Origin of the sequence: Enterococcus sp. S53 (assembly GCF_016516865.1) — a bacterium.
Taxonomy (GTDB): domain Bacteria; phylum Bacillota; class Bacilli; order Lactobacillales; family Enterococcaceae; genus Enterococcus_D; species Enterococcus_D innesii.
On sequence record NZ_JACVUH010000014.1, the window covers coordinates 58,441 to 82,591 of the forward strand.

At 44.2% G+C, this 24,151-nt stretch carries 18 protein-coding genes; 12 read left to right on the forward strand and 6 right to left on the reverse strand.

All coding sequences use genetic code 11. The features are described from left to right. Positions 1–18: 18 nt before the first annotated feature. Together IAE45_RS15120 and map are read right to left on the reverse strand one after the other, a co-directional pair. Complete coding sequence (locus tag IAE45_RS15120; RefSeq protein ID WP_005237256.1) at positions 19–942, reverse strand: YihY/virulence factor BrkB family protein; 924 nt, start codon at positions 940–942, stop codon at positions 19–21. A 79-nt stretch (positions 943–1,021) separates the two neighbouring features. After that, the gene (map, locus tag IAE45_RS15125) at positions 1,022–1,786 is read right to left on the reverse strand and encodes a type I methionyl aminopeptidase (RefSeq protein ID WP_142424770.1); all 765 of its coding nucleotides are present in this window, start codon (positions 1,784–1,786) and stop codon (positions 1,022–1,024) included. Positions 1,787–1,962: 176 nt separating this feature from the next. Between map and IAE45_RS15130 the strand changes: the two genes are divergently transcribed. After that, a complete protein-coding gene (locus tag IAE45_RS15130) occupies positions 1,963–2,409 on the forward strand; it encodes a flavodoxin (protein ID WP_077453512.1) in 447 nt (148 codons plus the stop codon). 54 nt (positions 2,410–2,463) lie between these two features. On the opposite strand, the gene IAE45_RS15135 is transcribed toward IAE45_RS15130, so the two are convergent. Next, positions 2,464–3,039, reverse strand: coding sequence for a TetR/AcrR family transcriptional regulator (locus tag IAE45_RS15135; protein ID WP_005228861.1), 576 nt, complete (start codon positions 3,037–3,039; stop codon positions 2,464–2,466). Positions 3,040–3,270: 231 nt separating this feature from the next. Between IAE45_RS15135 and IAE45_RS15140 the strand changes: the two genes are divergently transcribed. From IAE45_RS15140 to vanS, 11 genes are all read left to right on the forward strand, one after another. Further along, on the forward strand, positions 3,271–4,506 hold the full coding sequence (locus tag IAE45_RS15140; protein ID WP_077453513.1) for an aminopeptidase: 1,236 nt from the start codon (positions 3,271–3,273) through the stop codon (positions 4,504–4,506). Positions 4,507–4,647: 141 nt separating this feature from the next. Further along, complete coding sequence (locus IAE45_RS15145) at positions 4,648–5,295, forward strand: metal-dependent transcriptional regulator (RefSeq protein ID WP_008377371.1); 648 nt, start codon at positions 4,648–4,650, stop codon at positions 5,293–5,295. A 9-nt stretch (positions 5,296–5,304) separates the two neighbouring features. Further along, positions 5,305–6,831, forward strand: a complete 1,527-nt coding sequence (gene zwf, locus IAE45_RS15150; RefSeq protein WP_077453514.1) for a glucose-6-phosphate dehydrogenase — start codon at positions 5,305–5,307, stop codon at positions 6,829–6,831. 103 nt (positions 6,832–6,934) lie between these two features. After that, the gene (gene thiD / locus IAE45_RS15155; RefSeq protein WP_142424772.1) at positions 6,935–7,723 is read left to right on the forward strand and encodes a bifunctional hydroxymethylpyrimidine kinase/phosphomethylpyrimidine kinase; all 789 of its coding nucleotides are present in this window, start codon (positions 6,935–6,937) and stop codon (positions 7,721–7,723) included. After that, positions 7,720–8,199, forward strand: a complete 480-nt coding sequence (locus tag IAE45_RS15160) for an ECF transporter S component (RefSeq protein WP_015510153.1) — start codon at positions 7,720–7,722, stop codon at positions 8,197–8,199. Before thiD ends, IAE45_RS15160 begins: the two co-directional genes overlap by 4 nt. A 5-nt stretch (positions 8,200–8,204) precedes the next feature. Beyond that, entirely contained in the window at positions 8,205–8,753 is a 549-nt protein-coding gene (locus IAE45_RS15165) for a TIGR01440 family protein (RefSeq protein WP_185932340.1), read from the forward strand. A gap of 339 nt (positions 8,754–9,092) precedes the next feature. Next, positions 9,093–10,145: a D-alanine--D-serine ligase VanC gene (gene vanC / locus IAE45_RS15170; protein ID WP_081118416.1), complete on the forward strand. Its 1,053-nt coding sequence runs from the start codon at positions 9,093–9,095 to the stop codon at positions 10,143–10,145. Further along, positions 10,142–10,714 carry a D,D-carboxypeptidase/D,D-dipeptidase VanXY gene (gene vanXY / locus IAE45_RS15175; protein ID WP_200126909.1) on the forward strand — a complete coding sequence of 191 codons (573 nt, stop codon included), beginning with the start codon at positions 10,142–10,144 and terminating at the stop codon, positions 10,712–10,714. The genes vanC and vanXY overlap by 4 nt, the downstream gene beginning before the upstream one ends. After that, a complete protein-coding gene (gene vanT, locus IAE45_RS15180; RefSeq protein ID WP_200126911.1) occupies positions 10,711–12,813 on the forward strand; it encodes a membrane-bound serine racemase VanT in 2,103 nt (700 codons plus the stop codon). Before vanXY ends, vanT begins: the two co-directional genes overlap by 4 nt. 99 nt (positions 12,814–12,912) lie before the next feature. Then, on the forward strand, positions 12,913–13,608 hold the full coding sequence (gene vanR-C / locus IAE45_RS15185) for a vancomycin resistance response regulator transcription factor VanR-C (protein WP_200126913.1): 696 nt from the start codon (positions 12,913–12,915) through the stop codon (positions 13,606–13,608). Then, positions 13,598–14,728: a vancomycin resistance histidine kinase VanS gene (gene vanS / locus IAE45_RS15190; RefSeq protein WP_325123429.1), complete on the forward strand. Its 1,131-nt coding sequence runs from the start codon at positions 13,598–13,600 to the stop codon at positions 14,726–14,728. Before vanR-C ends, vanS begins: the two co-directional genes overlap by 11 nt. Positions 14,729–14,811: 83 nt before the next feature. On the opposite strand, the gene IAE45_RS15195 is transcribed toward vanS, so the two are convergent. The 3 genes from IAE45_RS15195 to ileS all read right to left on the reverse strand — a co-directional run bounded on the left by IAE45_RS15195 (position 14,812) and on the right by ileS (position 23,918). Further along, the gene (locus IAE45_RS15195; protein ID WP_081118413.1) at positions 14,812–16,251 is read right to left on the reverse strand and encodes a glutamate synthase subunit beta; all 1,440 of its coding nucleotides are present in this window, start codon (positions 16,249–16,251) and stop codon (positions 14,812–14,814) included. Position 16,252: 1 nt separating this feature from the next. Then, entirely contained in the window at positions 16,253–20,758 is a 4,506-nt protein-coding gene (gene gltB / locus IAE45_RS15200) for a glutamate synthase large subunit (protein WP_200126915.1), read from the reverse strand. A 364-nt stretch (positions 20,759–21,122) separates the two neighbouring features. After that, positions 21,123–23,918, reverse strand: coding sequence for an isoleucine--tRNA ligase (gene ileS, locus IAE45_RS15205; RefSeq protein ID WP_200126923.1), 2,796 nt, complete (start codon positions 23,916–23,918; stop codon positions 21,123–21,125). Positions 23,919–24,151 lie beyond the last annotated feature (233 nt).

Here is a 24,151-nt window from a genome sequence, read left to right on the forward strand (position 1 = left end):
GTTTATTCTCGCTTTCCGTTATTTCTCTTTATTGGTAAATGTATCCTCGATTTTCGAAGAAATCCGCTGAACAGGATCTGTTCGTTCTTTGATCTCTTGTCCTGATACATACTCTTCTACCACTGCGTTGATGATTCCACCCAAGATAATAATCGTCGCAGCAAGATTCAACCAGATCATTAAAACAATAAAACTTCCAATAATTTGATAGCCAATGATTTTCGCAGCAAAGTAACGGGCGTATAAGCCAAACACTTGTGACAGCAACATCCAGCCAATCGTTGCAAAGATCGCCCCCGGCAAAGTCGAACGCAACTTGACCTTTGCATTCGGCACTAACCAATAGATCAGCATCATGATGAACAGCAAAGCAACGATCGTGACTGGCCATTTGACTGTTTGGAACGTATCGATCAGATTGTCTTGAAACTTAAAAATCGGCTGTAAAAAATCAAGAATGATTTTTCCAAGCCCAAATACCATCGTAACCCCAACGATCGCAATCATAAACAGCAGGATGATCACAAATGATACTGCGCGTACCACGATAAAATTGGAACGCTGGTCCACACCGAAGGCTTTATTCATCGCAATTTGCAAGGCATTGATACTTTGACTCGCCGACCACAACGCAGCCAAGGCGGAGATCGATAACAACCCGCCAGAGCTAGTGGTGAGGAGATTTTCGATCGCTGGTCCGATAAAATCATAGATTTGATTCGGGATCAATTCCTGTACATAAGATAAAACCGTGTTCGGATCAATTGATAAATAAGGCAAAAGATTCCCCAGCGCAATCATTAACGGGAAAAGTGAAAGCAATAAATAGTAGGCCACAACGACTGATGTAGTCCCCATTTCTGAATCGGTTATTCTATTTTGCGTTGTTTCAATGAAACGCATCAGCTTTTGATTGCTTTTTACTTTATCAACGATTTTCATGTTTCTTCCTCCGCCAGCGAATCATCTGCCTTTTTTTCTTTGTCATACGTAACAATCAGAAGTCTTCTACCATCAAAATTTAGTAGGTTCCTTCTTCTCCTTGAGAAGTTAAAATTCTCGGACCATCTTTGGTGATCGCCAAACTATGTTCATATTGGCAGCTTAAGCCGCCATCTAATGTATAGGCGGTCCAGCCATTAGGATCCATTTTCATTTTCCACGTCCCTGTATTGATCATAGGTTCGATGGTAATAACCATTCCTTCTTTTAAACGTAACCCTTTGCCGGCTTCTCCGTAGTGAGGGATCATCGGACTTTCATGGATCGTTGGGCCAATGCCGTGTCCTACGAAATCACGCACAACCCCATACCCTTCTTTTTCCGCATACGTTTGAATGGCATGACCGATGTCACCGATTCGGTTGCCCACTTGGGCTTGTTCGATTCCTAGATACAACGCTTTTTTGGTTACTTCCATTAATCGATCAATCTCAGGCGTCGAGTTCCCTACGACATAACTCCAACAAGAATCAGAAATGGCGCCTTTTAAATCAATACACATGTCGACTTTGATCAGATCGCCGTCTTTCAATAGTTTTTTTCGAGGAAACCCGTGGCAAATCTCATCATTGATACTGCAGCAAGTGGCATATTTGTAATCTTCAAAACCAATTTGGGCAGCGATGCCGCCGTGGCTTTCAATATAATCTCTGACAAACACTTCGATATCCCAACTCGTGATACCTGGTTTGATGAAACTGCGTAATTGTTTGTGGACATCTGCTAACAGCGCGCCGGATTCGGCCATGCGGTCAATTTCTCTGGCAGATTTTAATGTAATCATGTTCTCGTCTCCCTTAATTAAATTCCTCTTATTTTACCATAGAAATCCCTTATTTTACAAAATTCACAGACATTGTAAAGAGTTTTTCAAGTTTTGTTTTCAAACTTTCTTGCATTTGCTATAATCTGTAAGAGAGTTTTCCTTGAGAATAGGAATGAGATTGGAGGAAAAAGCCCATGGCTTTAGCAAAAATCGTCTATGCAAGCATGACGGGGAATACGGAAGAAATTGCGGATATCGTTTCTGAAGCCCTTGAAAATCTTGACATGGAAGTAGAAATGAATGAGTGTACCCAAGTGGATGCAGATGACTTTGAAGATGCTGATATCTGTATCGTCGCAACGTATACATATGGAGACGGAGAACTACCGGATGAGATCGTCGATTTTTATGAAGATTTGCAAGAACTTGATTTAAGCGGCAAAATCTTTGGAGTCTGTGGCTCCGGCGATACGTTTTATGATGACTTTTGTAAATCCGTTGATGACTTTGAAGCCGCCTTTAGCAAAACTGGTGCGACAAAAGGAGCAGACAGCGTCAAAGTTGACTTGGCTGCAGAAGAAGACGATATTCAAAACTTAGAAGCCTTTGCCAATAAACTCGCAGAAACATTCGCTGAATAAAACAAGAAAACCTCTGACAAAATCAATTGATTCTGTCGGAGGTTTATTGTTTGCTTAATGATAACTGATATCGATGGGTGTTTCTCTTGCTAAAATATTATCGGTGGTTTCTGTCATCAGCTTAGCAATCTGATCTTCTGTCGGATGAATGATTCCCGAAGACATCAATGCCGCTAAGCCAGTAGCGACGATCCAGACACCAGTATGCAATGATTGTAATTTAACATCAGATAGATCTTGATATTTTGGTTCTTTTTTCACTGATTTCACAAAAAGGTCAAATGAAAACTGTTGCATGGAATCCCCACCACCATGCTCTTCTAAGTATAGCGCTCGGTATAATCGTTTTTCTTTATTTGCAAAGCCAATATAATTTAACGTTAAGTCAACGATGACATCTCCCCGTCTCTCAACTGGAAAGACTTCTGTCGCTAAGTAGTCGTAAATCTGATTGATCAATGCATTTTTTAAGTCATCCATATTTTTAAATTCTAAGTAGATCGGTTGCGTTGAACATTTCATCTTCGCTGCGATATTGCGTGCGGTAAAACGTGTAAATCCTTCGGTTGCGACAACTTCATAGGCAGCTTTTAAAATCTGGTCTCTAGTAATAGTTTTCTTTCTTGCCATAATTTTTTAATCTCCTTAATTCTGCTATACATCGCTTTCAGAAATACCTTTTACTTATTGTATCATGTTTTTTTAAGTTTGCAAAAAAACTTTTAAAATTATTGCCCTTAGTGTTTCCAGTTTTTCAATTTGAAGACCACTGTTTTTTTGCTCACTTTTTCGTTTGTTTTCAAAAATACTTAGTGCTATCATGAAGACAGTTATAAATTTAGAATAAATGGAGGAATTTTAATGGTTTTACCAAACTTTAATCAGAACCTTGAAAAATATGCCCAACTGATCACTGAAGTTGGCGTAAATGTCCAAAAAGGGCACACGATCGTCATCCAAATCGCCGTGGACCAAGCACCTTTAGCTCGTCTATTGACGAAAAAAGCGTATGAATTAGGTGCAGACGAAGTAATCGTCCAATGGACCGACGATGAGATCCAAAAAGAATTTCTTACTCATGCGGCCGAAGATCGTTTGTCTACGATTCCTCAGCATAAAATTGATCAAACAGAAGATTGGGTTGAAAAAGGTGCTAGCCGCATCAGTGTCGTTTCTGCCAATCCCGATGCGTTAGCGGGCGTCGACTCAGACCGAGTGGCCGCTTTCCAAGCTGCTTCTGGTAAAGCGATGATGAAATTACGTCAAGCAACACAAGCCAACAAAGTCAGCTGGACTGTGGTTGCGGCGGCTGGTCAAGATTGGGCCCAAAAAGTATTCCCTGACGCTTCCCCTGAAGAAGCACAAGACAAGCTTTGGGATCAAATTTTCAAAACGACACGTATCTATGAAGAAGATCCTGTCGCAGCTTGGAAAAAACACGATGAAACCTTGCAAGTTAAAGCTGAAGAATTGAACAAAGAACAATTCAGTGCTCTGCACTATACGGCACCGGGTACCGATTTGATCATCGGTTTGCCTAAAAACCACTTGTGGGAAGGTGCTGGCAGTTACAATACCCGCAATGAAAAATTCATGGCGAACATGCCAACAGAAGAAGTCTTTACTGCCCCAGATAATCGTCGCATCGATGGCTATATTTCAAGTACGAAACCATTGAGCTACGCAGGCACTATCATCTCTGGGATGAAGTTCACCTTCAAAGACGGCAAAGTCGTGGACTTTTCTGCGGAACAAGGCGAAGAAGTGTTAGGCAAACTGCTAGCAATCGATGAAGGAGCAAAATCTTTAGGTGAAGTCGCATTAGTTCCGGATCCTTCCCCTATCTCACAATCCGGCATCATCTTCTTCAATACGTTGTTCGATGAAAATGCCTCAAACCACTTGGCTTTAGGCTCCGCTTATGCCTTCAGCTTGCAAGGCGGCACTGAGATGAGTGAAGAAGAACTGGCAGCGGCTGGTTTGAACCGCAGCCAAACCCACGTAGATTTCATGGTTGGCTCTGACCAAATGTCCATCGATGGCATCAAAGAAGATGGCACCACGGTTCCTGTCTTCCGCAATGGTGACTGGGCTTAATAAAAAACGGCTGAGGTGGAGTTGCTCCCCTCGGCCTTCTTTTACATAGAATATTGGAAACCGGCGGCTTTTTCGTAGTAATCAGCCGGCTTTTTTGATAAAATCTACTTTGATAGTCTTTGATAAGAGAGGATGGATCCGATGACACCAAATCGTGAAGATTATTTAAAGCTCATCTTAGAGCTTGGTGGTGACCAAAAGAAAATCAATAACAAACAAATCGTGTCAGGTCTGGACGTCTCAGCAGCTTCAGTAAGTGAAATGATTTCAAAATTATTAAAAGAAGGCTTAGTGGAACATTCACCTTATCAAGGGGTACAGTTGACTGAAACTGGTTTAGCTTCTGCAAGTGCTCTGATCCGCAAGCATCGTTTATGGGAAGTCTTTCTTGTGGAGCACCTGCATTACTCATGGAATGAAGTTCATGATGACGCAGAAGTTTTAGAACACGTCACCTCGGAAACACTGGCGAGCCGCTTAGAAGCCTACCTTGATCATCCTCGGTATTGCCCACATGGCGGAATGATCCCTGAACAAGGAGAACTCATTCACGAAGGCGAAAAAAACACCATGAGTTCCTATCCGGTAGGAACAAAAATTCGTATCGCCCGTGTCCTTGACGAACGAGAACTGCTGGATTACCTCGTTTCGATCCAATTGAATATTCATGAAGAATACGAGATCATCGATGCGGCAGCATACGAGGGTCCGATTACGATCAAAAATGATACAAAAGAAATTGCTGTCAGCTACAAAGCCGCCAGCACGATTTTTGTCGATAAACTGTAAGGAGTGAAGATGATGGAAAAAAAGGTCCTTTTTACGATTTTTGGCGGTACGGGCGACCTTGCCCAACGCAAACTATACCCTTCTTTGTTTCGGTTGTACAAAAAAGGCGATTTGAAAGAAGATTTTGCAGTCATTGGTACTGCTCGCCGTCCTTGGTCGGATGAACACTATCGTGAAGTAGTAATAGGTACGATCAAAGAATTGAGCGACTCACAAGAACAAGCAGAGACATTCGCTTCTCATTTCTACTACCAATCACATGATGTAACAGATACGAGTCATTATGATTCATTGAAAGATTTAGCAGAAACCTTAGATCAAAAATACCATTTAGAAGGCAATCAAATTTTTTACTTAGCGATGTCTCCTAACTTCTTTGGGACGATCGTTTCTCACTTGAAATCCCAAGGGATGCTGGATACTGACGGCTACCATCGGGTGATCATCGAAAAACCATTTGGAAGCGACTATGACTCAGCAAAAGAATTGAATGAAGAGATCAATCAAGTCTTTACAGAACAAGAAATCTACCGGATCGATCATTATTTAGGAAAAGAAATGATCCAAAACATTTCTGCGATTCGTTTTGCCAATAACATTTTTGAGTCGATGTGGAACAATCGGTACATTGACAATGTTCAGATCAATATCGCAGAAAACTTAGGTGTTGAAGAACGCGGTGGGTATTATGATAAGAGCGGCGCCTTAAAAGATATGGTCCAAAATCATATTCTGCAGATCCTTTCCTTATTAGCCATGGAGCCGCCAGTAGCTTTTTCTGAAAAAGAGTTACGGACAGAAAAAATCAAAGCCTTAAATGCGATCCGTATCTACTCCGAAGAAGAAGTGAAACAACACTTCGTTCGTGGTCAATACGATAAAGGACAATTAGAAGACAAGAAATTTGTTGGCTACCGTGAAGAAGCCAATGTCGATGAAAAATCGGCAACGGAAACCTTCGTTGCTGGGAAATTCTTGATCGATAACTTCCGCTGGTCCGGCGTACCATTTTATGTACGCACCGGGAAACGCTTGACGGAAAAAGGCACTCGCATCAACATTGTCTTTAAACAAGTCCCAGTCAATGTCTTTAAGCAAGACCTGAATGAACAAAAGCAAATCGAGAGTTTGGCACCGAATGTGCTGACGATCTACATTCAACCGACGGAAGGCTTCTCTCTTTCCTTGAACGGAAAAGAGATTGGCCAAGGGTTTGAAACATTGCCAGTGAAGCTCGATTACCGAAATAGTACTGAAATCGTCGAAAACACCCCTGAAGCCTACGAAAAATTGATTTTAGATGCTTTGAACGGGGATGGCACTAACTTTACCCACTGGGATGAAGTTGCCCAATCTTGGCGCATCGTTGATGTGATCCGTCACGCTTGGGACCAAGAAACACCTGATTTTCCAAACTATGCCGCAGGAACGATGGGACCCCAAGCTGCCTATGATCTCTTAGCTGCCGATGGGTTTGAATGGATCTGGCGTCCCGATGAATGGTATCGAGAACGGGATTTACTAAATGAAAAATAAGCAAATGGTCAATTGGATGAGGAAAAAACATCCAATTGGCCGTTTTTCTTTTTTTCCGTCTGTTTATAATAGAAAGAAATGAGAAATGAAAGGAGCAGCAGACATGAAACAAGTCTTATCGATCGCCGGTCTTGACAGTTTGGCAGGCGGCGGCATGACGGCGGATTTGAAAACATTTGAGGAATTCGGGGTGTTTGGTCATGCCTTATTGACCTGTGTTGTCGCCATTAACGATGATCTTTTGTTCCATGATTTTCCTGAGCCTGTGATCCAAGCACAGCTGGATTCACTGCGTTCGGTCGTATCCCTAGATGCAATCAAAATTGGGCTGCTTCATCAAACGGCCATCATTGAATTGCTGCGGGATTTTTTACAAGCATTTACCGGACCGATCGTGCTCGATCCCGTGCTTGCTTTTAAAGAAGGAGATACCGCCTTTAACCACTCCTATCAAGCAGGATTGATCTCCTTGTTTCCTTACACAGCATTAGTGACACCTAATCTACTCGAAGCACAACACTTATCTGGACAAAGGATTACCTCCTTAGCGGAGATGAAAACGGCGGCAAAAAAAATCCATGCGCTTGGTGCCCCAAATGTTCTGATCAAAGGTGGCAGTCGACTAACCGGGGAAACAGCCTACGACCTTTTATACCACTCTGGACAGTATACTGTTTTTGAAGCAGAAAAAAGTACCCGACCCACAACCAACGGTGCTGGTTGTACCCTTTCATCGGCGATTGCCGCTTTACTTGCCAAAGGTACTTCATTGGAAACAGCTGTTCAAACTGCAAAAGCATTTGTTTGGGCAGGAATCGAAGAGGGGCTACCTTTAGGTACCTCCGGAAACGTCAATCAACTTGCCTACTTCAGAAAGGATGAATACGTATGAAAGTAAGAAATTTAACCACGATCGCTATGCTGACGGCACTCACGTGTGCACTTTCTTTGACCTTTATCATTCCTGTTCCGCAAACGAAGGGTTTTGTGACCTTATGTGAAGCAGGGATCTATATCTCGGCCCTTTTGTTTGGTCCTAGCGCCGGGGCCTTCGTCGGTGGAATGAGCGGCGGCATCATTGATTTTCTATCAGGTTACCCTGAATGGGCCTTCTTTTCCATCGTGATTCATGGTGTACAAGGCTGGATCGTAGGCAGAATGAGCCACCGGCCACTAGCAGCCGTCATTGTCGGCAGCTTGATCATGATCGCCGGCTACGCAGCAGCAACAGTTTTGCTATTCGGGTTAGGCGCTGGGATCGCCTCAATTCCAAGTAATTTGATCCAAACGGTCTTTGGCAGCATCGTTGCTTTACCCCTGACGCATGCCTTGCGCCGCACGAAAAAGTTTTCTTTAAATGAAAGGTGATTCTTATGACAGATATCAATCAATTAAAAACGGATTTAACTACGATCGTTGAAGAAGTCATTACGACAGCGAACGTTGGTGAAAACGATCTTTTTGTCCTTGGCTGTTCAACAAGTGAAGTCGTTGGCGGCTTGATTGGCAAAAATTCCAGTCAAGAAGTAGGCATGATCATCGTCGAAACACTGCGAGCGATCTTGCGTCCTAAAAACATTCATTTAGCCGTTCAAGGCTGTGAACACCTCAATCGGGCTTTAGCCGTTGAGCTTAAAACGGCTCAGCTCTATCACTTAGAAGAAGTCGCTGTAGTGCCCCAGATGCATGCAGGCGGGGCTTGCTCAGTTGCGGCTTTCCAGCTGTTCGATGAGCCTATTGAAGTGGAGCACATAGTGGCAAAAGCTGGCATCGATATTGGTGACACAGCGATCGGCATGCATGTCAAACATGTACAAATCCCGATCCGTCCCTCTATTAAGACCCTCGGCGCTGCCCATGTCACAGCTCTGGGATCACGGCCTAAATATATTGGTGGTCCTCGTGCGCATTACGCACAATAAGTGAATCGTATAATAATCGAAAAGCCCTCATCAAAAAGAAAAAGCATGCTTCGGCGTGCTTTTTTTGTGTCAACGTTCCTGCTATTGCCTCCCCCTTTCCTTCAGAGTGCTCTTTTTTCACTATTTTTTCCATTCCATCTTATGGCAGCTTTTTCTACTTCAAAGGCTAGTTTCTTTCTGGTGTAAAAAGAGCGGCAGCTGTCGCCTTCCTTTTGTCATAAATTCGTCAGAATTTCATCACAAAAAGAAAAGAAAGATACCAGTAAGCCCGCAAATTTCTTTTTTCTTTCCTTGATAGACTGAATGTAGCAAGAATCGAAAAGTGGAAGGAAGAAAAACATGAAAAAAATCGCCATTATTTTTGGAGGCAATTCACCGGAATACACCGTTTCTTTAGCCTCAGCAACTAGCGCAATCGAAGCACTCCAATCATCTCCCTATGATTACGACCTCTCTTTGATCGGGATCGCCCCAGATGCTATGGATTGGTACTTGTATACAGGAGAACTGGAAAACATCCGACAAGACACGTGGTTGTTGGATACGAAACATACACAGAAAATCCAGCCGCTTTTTGAAGGAAACGGCTTTTGGCTAAGTGAAGCGCAGCAAATGTTGGTACCTGATGTTTTATTTCCCATTATGCATGGTAAATACGGGGAAGATGGCAGTATCCAAGGATTGTTTGAATTGATGAAGCTGCCTTATGTAGGCTGTGGGGTGGCAGCCTCTGCCTTATGTATGAACAAATGGTTATTGCATCAAGCAGCAGCAGCGATTGGCGTACAAAGCGCTCCTACGATTCTCTTGACAAATCAAGCCAACCAGCAAAGACAAATCGAAGCCTTTATCCAGACCCATGGCTTTCCAGTTTTCTTTAAGCCTAATGAAGCGGGCTCCTCAAAAGGGATCACAAAAGTAACTTGTGTTGAAGAAATCGCTCCTGCCTTGAAGGAAGCCTTCGCTTATTGTTCCGCAGTGCTCTTACAAAAAAATATCGCTGGCGTTGAGATTGGTTGCGGTATCTTAGGCAACGACTCTTTGACTGTCGGTGCTTGTGACGCTATTTCATTAGTAAACGGTTTTTTCGATTTTGAAGAAAAGTACCAGTTGATCAGCGCCAAAATCACCGTTCCTGCGCCATTGCCTGAAACGATTGAAACCAAAGTCAAAGAACAAGCTCAGCTGCTCTATCACAGTCTTGGTCTTAAAGGACTTGCTCGCATCGACTTTTTTGTCACGGATCAAGGAGAACTATACTTGAATGAAATCAATACTATGCCGGGCTTTACGAGTCACTCCCGCTATCCTGCCATGATGGCAGCGGTCGGCTTATCCTATCAAGAACTACTACAAAAACTGCTTGTCTTAGCAAAGGAGGAAGGCAAATGAATCCCTATCTACAGTTAGTTAGCAAAGAGTTTCCATTAGAAAAAAAACAAGAGCCGCCCCACCTAGTCCTTGCTGCTTTTAGTGAAGAAGAAGTTTACTTGCAGCCTGAAGCAGCCAAACAATGGGAACGCCTCGTCAAAGCCTTAAAACTTGAAAACGAGATCTGCTTATTAGACGGCTATCGAACCGAAAAGCAGCAACGGCATTTATGGGAATATTCCTTAAAAGAAAATGGATTAGCCTATACGAAACAATTTGTGGCGTTGCCCGGCTGTAGCGAGCATCAGTTAGGCTTAGCGATCGATGTTGGTTTAAAGGGCAGCCAGAATAATTTGATCTGTCCACGTTTTCGTGACAGCGCAGCCGCTGATTTATTTACCCAGGAAATGATGAACTACGGATTTATTTTACGCTATCCCGCAGACAAACAGGAGATTACAGGGATTGGTTACGAACCATGGCATTTTCGTTATGTCGGTTTGCCTCATAGTCAAATCATCGCCAATCAACAGTGGACCTTGGAAGAATACCATCATTATCTTGAACAGACCACGAGGCAGTTCGCATGAAGAAGAATCAGGGAATCGAGCAGTTTCGGGTGATTTTAGCGATGATGGTGGTGGCGATCCACTGTCTGCCCCTTCATCGATTGTGGCCCGATGGTGATATCCTGATCACATTGACTCTTTTCAGAATCGCCGTCCCCTTCTTTTTTATGATCAGCGGATATTACGTGTTCAGCGACTTGGCCACCCAAAACAGCTATCCTGCCAGACAGCGTGTCTGGCATTTTATTAAAAAGCAGCTGCAAGTCTATCTCATAGCCACACTGCTCTTTTTGCCGCTTGCTTGGTACAGCGGCATGTTAGGATTGAACATGCCCCTAGGCACTTTTATTCAAACTTTGCTAGTCAATGGCATCCTTTATCATCTATGGTATTTTCCTGCGATCATTACCGGCAGTCTTTTAGTGATGGGCCTCTTGACACGTCTTTCTTTCAAGCAGGTGTTTTTCATTGCTGTCGGTTTGTATGTGGTTGGTTTAGGTGGGGACAGTTGGTCTGGCCTGGCTGCACAAACACCCCTCGCGTCATTCTATTCACTGATTTTCCAACTATTGGCTGGAACTCGCAACGGCATTTTCTTTGCTCCCTTGTTTTTGCTCTTAGGGGTACTAGCCAGAAGATTTGCCAAGAAACCTGCTTCTCCCCATCGCTATAGTTATCTGCTGATCAGTCTGATTTGCTTGCTTTTGGAAAGTTATCTCTTGCATCACTTTACCACGCCGAAACATGACAGTATGTATGTTTTTTTGCCCTTCGTCCTCTTGTTTTTATTTCCGATCATCCAGCAATGGCAAGCACCCATGATCTGGAAACAAGCGGGTCGACTGTCCCTTTGGCTCTATTTGCTCCATCCTTATACCATTGCGGTGACCCATTTTCTTAGTCAGAAACTGCCCTTGCTGCAAAACAATCTAATCAATTACATTGTGGTCTTAGGGCTGACCATCGGGTTGATTTATGGTCTCTTTGCTTTGCAAAAGCTGTTCTCGTTTCCGAAAAAAACGCCGCCCCACTTGCAACGGGCAACCAAAGAATTTTCAGCCCCCGCCTTGCTGCACAACTTGCAGGAAATCAAACGAGTGATTCCATCCACAACAAAAGTGATGGCGGTGGTTAAAGCGGATGCCTATGGTTGTGATGCGAAGACGGTCGCAGGCACCCTAGAAAGAGCCGGCGTCGATTTCTTTGCCGTTGCTACCATTGAAGAAGCCATTGAATTACGGCGAGCTGGCATCAAAAGTCGCTTACTGATTTTAGGGTACACTTCTGCCCAACGTGCCAAAGAGCTGAAACATTATTCCTTGATTCAAACCATCGTTAGTGAGGCCCATGGGCATGCTTTAGCCCAAACAAGCATTCCGATCGAATGCCATTTAGCGGTAGATACTGGTATGCACCGCTTAGGCGTTGCCCCTGACCTTGAAACAGTTAGAAAGCTTTATGCCTTGCCATGCCTCAAGATCACAGGCATTTTTTCCCATCTAGGCTCTTCAGATCAGCTAGATACGGCAAGTATCTTACGGACACAAGCCCAAATCACTTGTTTTGATGATCTATTGGCTGGCTTATCCGCTAGAAATATTGCCTATGGACTGACACATCTGCAAAGCAGCTACGGAATATTAAATTACCCAGAGAAACACTATGATTATGTGCGCCCAGGCATTCTTTTAACTGGTTCACTAAGTGTCCCGAATGAACCAACAAAACAGAAGATAAACGTACAGCCGATTTTGACACTCAAAGCCTTACTGGTAGACAAAAAAACAGTTGCAGCCGGAGAAGCGATCGGCTATGGACTAGGCACTGTTTTTGATCGACCAGCCACGATCGGGATCGTTAGTATCGGCTACTGCGACGGGGTCCCCCGTGCCCTATCAAATCAAGGATTCCAATTGTCTTATCAAGGGGTTTTACTCCCGCAGATTGGGTTGGTTTGTATGGACATGCTCTTGATCGATTTAACGGACTATCCAGAACTGGCGGTCGAAAGTTCGCTCGAAGTAATCAGCGATTGGACGACTACAGCTGATCAAGCACAAACCATTACCAATGAATTGATCAGCCGCCTAGGTTCCCGCATCACCTCTAGTTCAAAGTAGAAAACAAATGCATTCGCTTACGGATTACGGTATGATGTGGGTAGAGTAAATGGTAATGTAAATGAAAAAATGATCGTAGATAGTTGGAGTGAATCAAGGATGGCAGAAAAAATAATCGTTGTTGATGATGAAAAAGAAATCGCCGAGTTAGTCACGACGTTTCTAAGAAATGAAGGCTTCCAAGTGGAACCTTTTTATGATGGGACGAGTGCTTTGGCTTATCTCGAAAAAGAAACAGTCGATGTGGCAGTTTTAGATGTGATGCTGCCGGATATCGACGGCTTTCAGCTGTTACAGAACATTCGCAAAACCCACTTTTTTCCAGTACTGATGCTCACTGCCAAAGGAGAAGATCTGGATAAAATTACCGGTCTAAGCCTAGGTGCAGATGATTATGTGACCAAACCTTTCAATCCATTAGAAGTTGTTGCTCGGGTCAAAACGCAACTACGGCGATACCAACGATACAATCAGTCAGCTGTTCCGCAGAAGATTGAAGAATACGAAAAGGAAGGCTTACTGTTGAAAATCAACAGCCACCAATGTTTTCTTTATGGCAAAGAGGTTTTTTTGACCCCCATCGAATTTAAAATCTTGCTTTACTTATTTGAACACCAAGGATCTGTCGTTACCTCGGAAACCCTTTTTGAAGCAGTCTGGAAAGAAAAATATTTAGACAACAATAACACAGTGATGGCACATATTGCCCGTCTGCGGGAAAAGCTAAACGAACAACCCCGCAAACCGAAATTAATCAAAACTGTATGGGGGGTCGGCTATATCATTGAAAAATAGAAGTCCATTGATTCGGAAACTTTTGACTCAATACTTTATCACCACAGGTGTTTTAATGCTCCTCTTAATTCTGATCCCTTTAACTGTTCGCTTTGTAGCAGGATTGAGGGTTTGGTACGGCTATGAGCCCATTTATCAAATATTACGGCTTTTTGCTGATTATTGGCTCGTCTGTCTAGCCATCGGTGCCTTGCTGATCTGGGCAAGTACAACGATTTATTATATGAGTAAAGCCATCAGCTATTTGAATGAAACGATCCAAGCCACGAATCAATTGATTGCCGAACCCACGAAGCGAATCATTCTCTCCAGCAATCTGAACGATGTGCAAGAAGAAATGAACCAGTTACGGGAAAAAAATCTCCAAGATCAACGAGCAGCCAAAGAAGCAGAGCAGCGGAAAAATGATTTGATCGTCTATCTCGCACATGATTTACGCACACCTTTGACCAGTGTGATCGGCTACTTGACGCTGTTAGAAGAGGAACCACAGCTTTCTACCGAACTACGGGCACGCTATACCAAGATCGCCTTGCAAAAAGCCCAGCGGCTAGAATTATTGATCAGCGAGTTTTTCGAAATCACCCGTTTTAATCTTACAACGATCGCCTTACAGACCGAAACCACGGATCTTAGCTTAATGCTGGAACAGTTGACGTTCGAATTTTTACCGCTGTTAGAAGAAAAGAACCTTCATTGGCAACTGCAGCTACAGAAAAAAGTCTTTGCGACCGTTGATACGGAGAAAATGGAACGCGTTTTTGATAACTTGATCCGCAATGCCATCAACTATAGTTATGTCGATTCCCCCTTGCATTTAGCCATCAGTGCCTCTGATGATATCTTGATTCGATTGACCAATCATGGGAAAACGATCCCTGCTGAAAAGATTGGCTTGATTTTTGAGCCTTTTTATCGGATGGACGCTTCACGAGCGACTGCGACTGGTGGAACCGGTCTGGGGCTGCCGATCGCCAAAGAAATCGTTGAAGCATTAGGTGGAAAAATCTGGGCGGAAAGCCGTGACGAAACCATCGTCTTTTCGATTCGCCTACCAAAGGCAGCAATGGAAAAAAATGAACAGCGATCAAAGCCCCATCCATCTGAGCCAACTTCCTAACATGCAAACAACCTGAGCATTTCACTGCTCCCCTTCTGATTTAGAAGGAGGACGAGCTGCTCAGGTTGTTTTTTATTGATTGCTTATTGATACACCAATGATCGTAACGCTTGGTCGACTTTTTCTGCCGCTAGACGTCCTTCACGAATCCCCCAGATCACTAAGCTTGGTCCTCTTTTAGCATCGCCTGCCACTAAGACCCGTTCATTATTTGTCGTATAATCATCATAAACTTCTCGCACACCAAAGGCATCAAAGAGTTGGGTCTCTGCGCCAATAAAGCCCATTGCCAACAAGACTAAATCCGCCTTGATCACTTGCTCTGTACCAGGGATCGGCTGAAACTGTTGATCCACAGAGACCGTCTCAATAGCAATCAACTGGCCACGTTCGGCGCCGATAAAGGCCGTTGTGGACACCCCATGATACGTCACTTGTGTTTGCAGCACTTCAGCCGCTTCTTCTTGCCCATAGCCTGTGCGGGCTGTCATTGGGTATTCAGGCCAAGGGTTGCTGTCGGTACGTGTCAATGGCAGTTGGGGCGTGATCTCCAATTGGCGCACAGAAGCGGCTCCTTGCCGAATCGCTGAGCCAATACAATCATTTCCAGTGTCGCCGCCGCCAATCACGACGACATGCTTGCCAGCAAGTTTTTTACTGGTTGCCGCTTTGCCATGCTTTAATACATCTTTGGTTGCTTCCGTCAAATAATCGACTGCGAATTGGACCCCAGTCAATTCACGACCAGGAATTTTCAAGTCACGAGGAACGCTGGCACCTGTCGCCAAAATGACCCGATCATACTGAGCAGCCAATTCCTCTGCTGACAAGTCACGACCGATCTCCGTATTAGCGACAAAGGTCACGCCTAGCTCTGCCATTAGATCAATACGTCGCTGCACGACATCTTTGTCTAATTTCATGTTTGGGATACCATACATTAGCAAACCGCCAAAGCGATCGCTGCGTTCATAGACCGTCACTTGATGTCCTAGTTGATTCAAGCGCCAAGCAGCGGATAAACCAGCCGGTCCACTACCAACGATGGCCACCTTGAAACCAGTCGCTTCTTGAGGCAACCCGGAAGCTTTGACCCAATCGTTTTCAAAAGCAGTATCGATAATAAAACGTTCATTGTCATGGATCGTGACACCTGAGCCATTCAGTGCCTCGGTACAGCCTTTTTCACATGGAGCAGGACAGACACGCCCTGTCATTTCTGGTAGTGGATTGGTTTTGGCTAAACGCTCAAAGGCGGCTTGGAAACGCCCTTGATAAACCAGATCATTCCATTCAGGAATCAGGTTGTCATTGGGACAACCTGAAACCGCCCGTTGACCGCCGTAAAAAGACCCGGTATGACAAAAAGGAATGCCACAATTCATACAGCGCGCCGCTTGCTCTTGACGCTCATTTTCAGGCAACGGCGTCTGTAATTCTTGCCAGTCTTGGATACGTTCTGAAACCGGTCGGGTAGGATTTTCTACTCTTGGGTACTTTAAAAAACCAAATGGATCTGCCATATTAGTCGCGCTCCTTTCCTGGAATAGTCAATTGTGGACCGACGACGGCTTCGAAAGCTTTAGTCACAAGTTCCTCCCCGATAAATCCTTGCTCAGCCAAAGTCTCCGTTGCTTGGATCATCTGATGGTACTCTGTCGGATAGACTTTGATGAAATGTTGCTGCTGATTTTCCCAATCTTCTAGGATCTCAGCCGCCTTCAATGAATCTGTATAGGCAAAATGCTGCTGGATCATCTCCTTCAGCTGATGGTCATCGCCACTTTCGCCAATCCGGTACAAATCAACCATTTCCCGATTGCATTTTTCTGCAAAAGTTTGATCAGGGTCATAGACGTATGCCACGCCACCGGACATTCCGGCACCGAAGTTGCGGCCGGTTTTTCCTAAAATCACCACGACGCCGCCAGTCATGTACTCACAGCCATGGTCCCCAACACCTTCTACAACGACTTTGGCTCCACTATTACGGACGCAAAAGCGTTCGCCAGCAATGCCGCGGAAATAGCCTTCACCCCGATTCGCCCCAAAACAAGCAACGTTACCGACAATCGGTGAATGCTCTGCGTCATAAGCGGCATCATCAGGCGGCACAATGATCAAACGGGCACCACTCAGTCCTTTGGCTACATAATCGTTGGCCTCGCCAATCAGTTTCAACTGGATGCCCTGGGTGGCAAACGCCCCAAAACTTTGTCCAGCAATGCCGCGGTACGTAAACTGCAACAAACCTGGCGTTACTTCGTAATTGCCAAAGCGTTCTGCGATCCAGCCCCCTAAACGAGCGCCGACTGAACGTTGAACATTATTGATCGTATGATTCATAACGATTTCTTGATTATTGTCGATAGCTGCTTGGGCAAAAGCGTCTAATTCTGGCCACTGTCGTTTCTCAAGGAATGGGTCCGTCACTTTCCGTTCGATTGGGATCGTCGTCCCAATCATTCTAGAAAAGTCTAACGACTTTGCTTTGCCCTTGGCAACGAAGCGTGGTGTCAACACTTCCGCGTGTCCTACCATCTCATCAATCGTGCGAAACCCTAGCTCGGCCATTGTTTCCCGTAAATCTTCTGCTAAAAAGTACATCGTATTGATGATGTGCTCAGGTTTCCCTGCGAAAAATTTGCGCAACGCTGGATTTTGCGTAGCAATGCCGACAGGACATGTATTGATACTGCAAACCCGCATCATAACACAACCAATCGCAACTAGCGCTAAAGAGGCAAAGCTATATTCTTCTGCTCCTAAAAGAGCAGCAATGGCGATGTCTCGACCCGTCATTAATTTTCCATCTGTCTCTAAGGTCATTCGCTGCCGCAAATGATTCATAGCTAACGTTTGATGGGCTTCTGCAAGCCCCATCTCCCAAGGCAAGCCAGCATCACGAATCGAATTTCTCGGAGAAGCACCGGTCCCACCGTCATAGCCTGAGATCACGACTACGTCTGCGCCGGCTTTGACGACACCGGTAGCGATCGTACCCACGCCCGTACTAGAAACCAATTTGACATTGATCCGTGCATAGGGATTGATTGCCTTTAAGTCATAGATCAGCTGGGCTAAGTCTTCAATCGAATAAATGTCGTGATGTGGTGGCGGCGAAATCAATCGGACCCCAGGTGTTGAGCCACGAATCTCAGCGACCCACGGGAAGACTTTGTTGCCTGGCAATTGCCCCCCTTCACCAGGTTTCGCCCCTTGCGCCATTTTGATCTGGAGTTCGTCCGCACTCATTAAATATTCGGCGTTGACACCAAAACGGCCAGAAGCTACTTGTTTGATGCGACTATTATAATTAATGCCATTCACTGGTTTGAAACGATTTCGGTTTTCTCCACCTTCTCCACTGTTGGATTTTGCCCCGATCGCATTCATTCCTTCAGCAATACAGCGATGTGCCTCTTCACTTAGAGAGCCGTAAGACATCGCACCGACTTTAAATCGTTTGACGATCGTTTCAACTGGCTCCACCTCAGCTAATGGAATACTGCGTCTTGTGTTCGCAAAAGTCCACATAGAACGGAGGGTCGTTGGATTCTCTAACGCGTCTTGGTTCATCTCCGCCGCATATTCTTTATAAAGCGCATAGCTGCCGGTACGAACAGCTTTTTGAAATCCATAGATTGTTTTTGGATTGAACAGATGATGTTCCCCGTCAGCTTTGTATTGGAAACTACCACCCGAATCAAGATAATCCACGCGTTTCTCGCCATACGCCGCTTCATAACGCGTTAAGTATTCTTGCTCGATTTGCGCTAATGAAAGTCCACCGATACGAGTAACCGTGCCGGTAAAGTATTCGGAGATAACTTTCTCAGAGATACCAACAGCTTCAAACAATTGCGCCCCATGGTAACCGGCGATCGTTGAAATCCCCATCCGTGACATAATTTTGACAATACCTTTCTCACAAGCTTTGCGGTAACTTTCAATCTTCTCTGAAAGCTCAAAGTGGGCCAATGTCTGGTAAGCCCCATAAGGGTGGACTCCACTTGCTCCGTAGCCGACTAACATGGCATAATGATGGACCTCACAGACTTCCGCAGTATCTACAACGACCGATGCCAAGGAACGTTTGCCTTTTCGCACCAAGTAATTGTGCAGGCCAGATACTGCCAAAAGGATCGGAATTGCCAATTTTCCTTCTTGCGGCTGAACGACTTCCCGATCAGTTAAAATGACGATCGTTGCCCCAGAATCAATTTTTTGTTCCGTTTCTTTAAAAAGCGCTTCTAACGCTTGCTGCAATGCTGCTCCATTTTCTGGTACATAATCATAGAGAATCGACTGTAAAACCGCTTTTTGACCATTTTGATCTAACTGTTTGATTTTTTCATATTCACTCGTTTTTAACACAGGACTAGCAATCTTCAGCTTATTGCAATTGATTCGAATGTCCTTTGAAACATCACCATCTCGACCTAAAAACAGTTCGGTACCAATTACCAATTTTTCACGAATCGCATCGATTGGCGGATTGGTCACTTGAGCAAATTGTTGTTTAAAGTACGTAAACAAAGATTGGGGACGTTCGCTTAAGATGGCTAAGGGTGAATCAAACCCCATGGAAATCACTGGTTCTTCTCCCGTTTGAGCCATTGGTAAAATCAACGTGCGAATGATCTCATCCGTGTAGCCATTTCGTTTCCAAAGGGTCTGGATCGCATCATCTGCCGTTTCCTCCTGTCTTTCTGCGTCAGGAAGCAGCTCTGGTGTTAATAAGTGATCGGCTAACCACTCTTGGTAAGGATGGGCGTTCGCATAATGCGCTTTGATTTCTTGATTGCGTAAGATCACCCCTTTTTTGGTATCCACCAAAAACATATTTGCTGGTCCAAGCACCCCTTTTTCAATCACTTCTGACGCTGGCAAATCGACAACCCCTGACTCAGAGGCCACGATAACAAAACCAGCTTTCGTGATCGAGTAGCGAGATGGCCGCAACCCATTTCGATCGAGTGCAGCTCCTACCAGATCCCCATCGGTAAAGCATAAAGCTGCTGGTCCATCCCAAGGGGCCATAAAGCTTGCATTGTATTCATTAAAAGCCGTCAGTTCTGGCGTCAAGCCAGCTTCTTTGGACCATGCTTCTGGCACCATCATCAACAGTGCTTGGGGAATGTCTCGACCTTGACGATACAAATACTCCATACAATTTTCCAACTTCGCCGAATCGGAGTTTTCGTCATCGTAGACTTCGATCTGATGTCCATGCATCCAATTTTCCGCCCCGCGTAATGTGTTGATTTCGCCATTATGGGCTAAGAAACGAAAAGGTTGCGCCCGACTCCAGCTTGGAAAGGTATTCGTTGAAAAACGAGAATGGGTCAAAGCAATACTGGAAGTCATTTCTGGGCTTTGAAGATCTTTGAAAAACAAGCCAACTTGATAGGCATGCAGCATCCCTTTATAAACAACTGTCTTACTAGATAAGCTGCAGATAGACAGCTCATCGGTATGATACGTTTTTTCCAGTTTTCGCCGTAACCGATAAAGCTGATCTTCAAAGGGACGGCCTGCAGCTACATCGACAGGTTTTTCAATAAAGACTTGCACAAATGAGGGCATGACTTTTTGAGCCCCTGGCCCACATTGATAATAATCATAAGGCACATCTCGTTGCCATAAAACCGTAAAACCCATTTGTTGAATGTCTTTAGTTACTTCTTCTTGGACCTGTGCTGCTCGGAGCTTTTCTTTCGGTAAAAAAAACATCCCAACAGCATAGGCGCCTTTTTCAGGCAATGGGATTTCGGCCTCTTTTGCTCGCTGTTGAAAAAATGGATCAGGCATCGTCATCAAAATCCCAGCTCCGTCTCCTGTGTCAGGTTCTGCCCCAGTTCCCCCTCGATGGTTCATCCGTTCTAACATCGTTAAGGCATTTTGCACAAGTTCTCGAGAATAGCGACCATCTTTTTGTGCAATAAAGCCCATCCCACAAGCATCTTTTTCAAAAGCGGCATCGTACATCATTTGGTTCGTTTTCCTCATCATCTCTAAATCACTCATGGAATCACACTTTCTTTCAATATTCTGAATATTCCGATTTTTAACAGTTTACAATCTGTTTTTCTATCTGGCAAGTTTTTTTTACTTGATCCGTGCTCGTTGATTTCTTCCTTCAAGGGTTACTTAAATCCATTGAACAAATAGTGACTAGTAAATCACAGGCAGGAATCTTCGTCTAATAAGGTTTTTTTATTATACAATAAACTGTCGGAAAATTATTGCAAACAAATGAGAATCGTTATCAATTAAGTTAGATTTTCTCATTTGGATGTCACAAACAGCTGTTTATGTCCCATTCTCAAGGAACAAGCTTGACTGATTTCAAAAAAAATGACCCGCAATGGGGTCATCTTTTTTCGTTCTTTTATTTTTCAAAGCCTTCTGCAACTGCTTCGGGATAGTTTTCTTTGACGATGGCTGCACAATGGCCGCAAAGTGTTGGCAGTTGCTCTTCTACACCAACATCTACACGGACTTGGCGGCAACGTTCGCAGACTTCACCTTCGGCTTTTTCCACTAAGATCGCCACGTCTTCGAATTGATAGGCCGCTTCTGGTGCTGCTTCCCCTGCTTCTTTGATCGTTAAGAAGTCTGGTGAAATGATCAGCAGTTGTGCAATATCTGAATCGATAGCTTTTAGTAATGCCGCAACCGGTTCGGTTGGATAGACAGTCACTTTTGCTTCAAACGATTTCCCAATCAGTTTTGCATTACGCGCTTCTTCCAATGCTTTTAAGACATTGTCACGGAAATCAAGGAAAGCACGCCATAAATCAAGCAGCTCTTCTTGGTTAGCAAATGTATCATAGCCAGGGAACTCCGCTAATTGAACATATTCCTCTTCTTCTTTCAAATGTGACCAGATTTCTTCTGCCGTATGGGGAATGATCGGCGTCAGTAATTTCGTCAACGCAACCGCTGTTTGATAGAATACGGTTTGCATGGCGCGACGTTGGAAATCATTTTCAGCTTCGATATAAACGACATCTTTTGCAAAATCCAAATAGAAGGATGACATATCGACTGTCAAGAAGTTGATGACTGTCCGGTAAATATGCAAGAAGTTATATTTTTCATAGCCATCTTCCCGAATCGTTTTGATCGTTTGATTCAAGCGAACCATCATGTATTTATCAACAGAACGCAAGTTTTCAAATGGTACGCTGTCTTTTGCTGGATCAAAATCATTCGTATTAGCCAATAAGAAACGCATGGTATTGCGAATTTTTCGATAGACTTCTGACACTTGATTCAAGATATCCATAGACACCCGGACATCCGCTTCGTAGTCAACACTGCTGACCCAAAGGCGCAAAATATCCGCACCCATTTGATTGATCACTTTTTCTGGTGCAATGGTATTACCAAGAGATTTACTCATCTTGCGACCTTCGCCATCTAAGGTGAAGCCTTGAGACAAGACGGCTTTATATGGTGCGACTTCATTGATCGCAACACTAGTCGTGATACTTGAGTTGAACCACCCACGATATTGGTCAGAACCTTCCAAGTACATGTCAGCTGGGAATGTCAATTCTGGACGTTGACGTAACACGGCTTCGTGAGAAGAACCTGAATCAAACCAAACATCCATGATGTCAGTCTCTTTCGAGAATTTGCCGTTAGGTGAGCCCGGATGTGTGAAGCCAGCTGGCAGTAATTCTTCTGCTTCTTTTTCAAACCAAATCGTTGAACCATGTTCAGCAAATAAGTTTGCCACATGCTCAATCGTTTCAGGCGTAATGATGGCTTCGCCGTTTTCTGCATAGAAGATTGGCAACGGAACGCCCCACGCACGTTGACGAGAGATCACCCAGTCGCCGCGGTCACGAATCATATTGTATAAACGAGTTTTGCCCCATGGAATGATCCAATCTACTTTTTCGATCTCATCCAAAATATTTTGACGGAACTTATCAATAGACGCAAACCATTGTGGCGTTGCCCGATAGATGACTGGTTTTTTCGTCCGCCAATCATGTGGATAGCTGTGAGTAAAGAAGTTTAGTTTTAATAGGGCTCCTTTTTCTTCTAAAAGCTCAGTGATCATTGGATTGGCTTTGTCATAAAAGATCCCTTCAAATCCCGGTGCTTCTTCTGTAAAGATCCCGCGACTATCGACTGGTGATAAGACATCTAGACCATATTTTTTGCTGACGATGTAGTCATCTTCCCCGTGTCCTGGTGCAGTGTGGACCAAACCAGTACCGGCATCCAATGTCACATGGTCCCCTAACATTACTAGAGACGTACGATCATAAAAAGGATGTTGTGCCGTCATTTTTTCCAATTGATCGCCAGCCAATTCTTGTAATACTTCGACAGATTCCCAACCGATCTCATTCGTCACGGTTTCTAATAAATCTTTTGCCACGACGAATTTACGACCATCAGCCAAGATTTGAACATAGGCAAAGGTTGGATTCACAGAGATTCCTAGGTTCGCTGGTAAGGTCCATGGCGTCGTCGTCCAGATAACAAAAGATGTATCTGAATCAAGCAAATCTTTGCCATCTGCGACTGGAAAAGCCACATAGATCGATGGTGATTTCACATCTTTGTATTCGATCTCAGCTTCTGCTAATGATGATTCACTAGATGGTGACCAGTAAATAGGTTTCAATCCTTTGTAGATGTAGCCTTTTTCTGCCATTTTTCCGAACACGCGGATTTCTGCTGCTTCATAGTCTGGTGTCAATGTGATATATGGATGATCCCAGTCACCAGAAACGCCTAAACGTTTGAAATCAGCTCTTTGCGTATCCACTTGTGTCAAAGCATATTCTTCACATTTTTTGCGATATTCTGCCAAGCTCATTTCTTTGCGCTTGATCCCTTTATTGGTCAGTACTTGTTCGATCGGTAAACCATGAGTATCCCAACCAGGTACATAAGGGGAACGGAAACCTGACATCGATTTGGAACGTACGATGATGTCTTTACTGATTTTGTTTAATGAATGTCCGATATGGATATTTCCATTTGCGTAGGGAGGGCCATCGTGTAAGACAAAGGTTGGCTTGCCTTCATTTAATTCTTGACGACGTTGATACAATTGATTTTCTTCCCATTCTTTTTGCCAATCCACTTCGCGGTTTGGCAAGTTGCCTCGCATTGGAAAAGCGGTTTTTCCAAGATGCAGTGTTTCTTTCATTTTCATTCTTGTTTCGCTCCTTTTCGTCTCTCAACGTTTTGGTATAGTTTCAAAATCCATCGACTCGATCAACCGATTGCTTCTATTGAACCTGTCAAATGGATTGGTTGCCATAAATTCAAAGCATTCAGGATTCACTGATTGTTAACAGCTGGCTAGCGTCTGCTCTGTTCCGCTTTGCGGACCAATCATTGTGATTCCTAGTACGGTTACTACGCTCCCTATGGTCGCCTAGTACT

Excerpts from the sequence above, each read along its gene's own strand:
- IAE45_RS15120 (WP_005237256.1), bottom strand. The coding sequence starts at position 942 with ATGAAAATCGTTGATAAAGTAAAAAGCAATCAAAAGCTGATGCGTTTC.
- map (WP_142424770.1), bottom strand. The coding sequence starts at position 1,786 with ATGATTACATTAAAATCTGCCAGAGAAATTGACCGCATGGCCGAATCC.
- IAE45_RS15130 (WP_077453512.1), top strand. The coding sequence starts at position 1,963 with ATGGCTTTAGCAAAAATCGTCTATGCAAGCATGACGGGGAATACGGAA.
- IAE45_RS15135 (WP_005228861.1), bottom strand. The coding sequence starts at position 3,039 with ATGGCAAGAAAGAAAACTATTACTAGAGACCAGATTTTAAAAGCTGCC.
- IAE45_RS15140 (WP_077453513.1), top strand. The coding sequence starts at position 3,271 with ATGGTTTTACCAAACTTTAATCAGAACCTTGAAAAATATGCCCAACTG.
- IAE45_RS15145 (WP_008377371.1), top strand. The coding sequence starts at position 4,648 with ATGACACCAAATCGTGAAGATTATTTAAAGCTCATCTTAGAGCTTGGT.
- zwf (WP_077453514.1), top strand. The coding sequence starts at position 5,305 with ATGATGGAAAAAAAGGTCCTTTTTACGATTTTTGGCGGTACGGGCGAC.
- thiD (WP_142424772.1), top strand. The coding sequence starts at position 6,935 with ATGAAACAAGTCTTATCGATCGCCGGTCTTGACAGTTTGGCAGGCGGC.
- IAE45_RS15160 (WP_015510153.1), top strand. The coding sequence starts at position 7,720 with ATGAAAGTAAGAAATTTAACCACGATCGCTATGCTGACGGCACTCACG.
- IAE45_RS15165 (WP_185932340.1), top strand. The coding sequence starts at position 8,205 with ATGACAGATATCAATCAATTAAAAACGGATTTAACTACGATCGTTGAA.
- vanC (WP_081118416.1), top strand. The coding sequence starts at position 9,093 with ATGAAAAAAATCGCCATTATTTTTGGAGGCAATTCACCGGAATACACC.
- vanXY (WP_200126909.1), top strand. The coding sequence starts at position 10,142 with ATGAATCCCTATCTACAGTTAGTTAGCAAAGAGTTTCCATTAGAAAAA.
- vanT (WP_200126911.1), top strand. The coding sequence starts at position 10,711 with ATGAAGAAGAATCAGGGAATCGAGCAGTTTCGGGTGATTTTAGCGATG.
- vanR-C (WP_200126913.1), top strand. The coding sequence starts at position 12,913 with ATGGCAGAAAAAATAATCGTTGTTGATGATGAAAAAGAAATCGCCGAG.
- IAE45_RS15195 (WP_081118413.1), bottom strand. The coding sequence starts at position 16,251 with ATGGCAGATCCATTTGGTTTTTTAAAGTACCCAAGAGTAGAAAATCCT.
- gltB (WP_200126915.1), bottom strand. The coding sequence starts at position 20,758 with ATGAGTGATTTAGAGATGATGAGGAAAACGAACCAAATGATGTACGAT.
- ileS (WP_200126923.1), bottom strand. The coding sequence starts at position 23,918 with ATGAAAATGAAAGAAACACTGCATCTTGGAAAAACCGCTTTTCCAATG.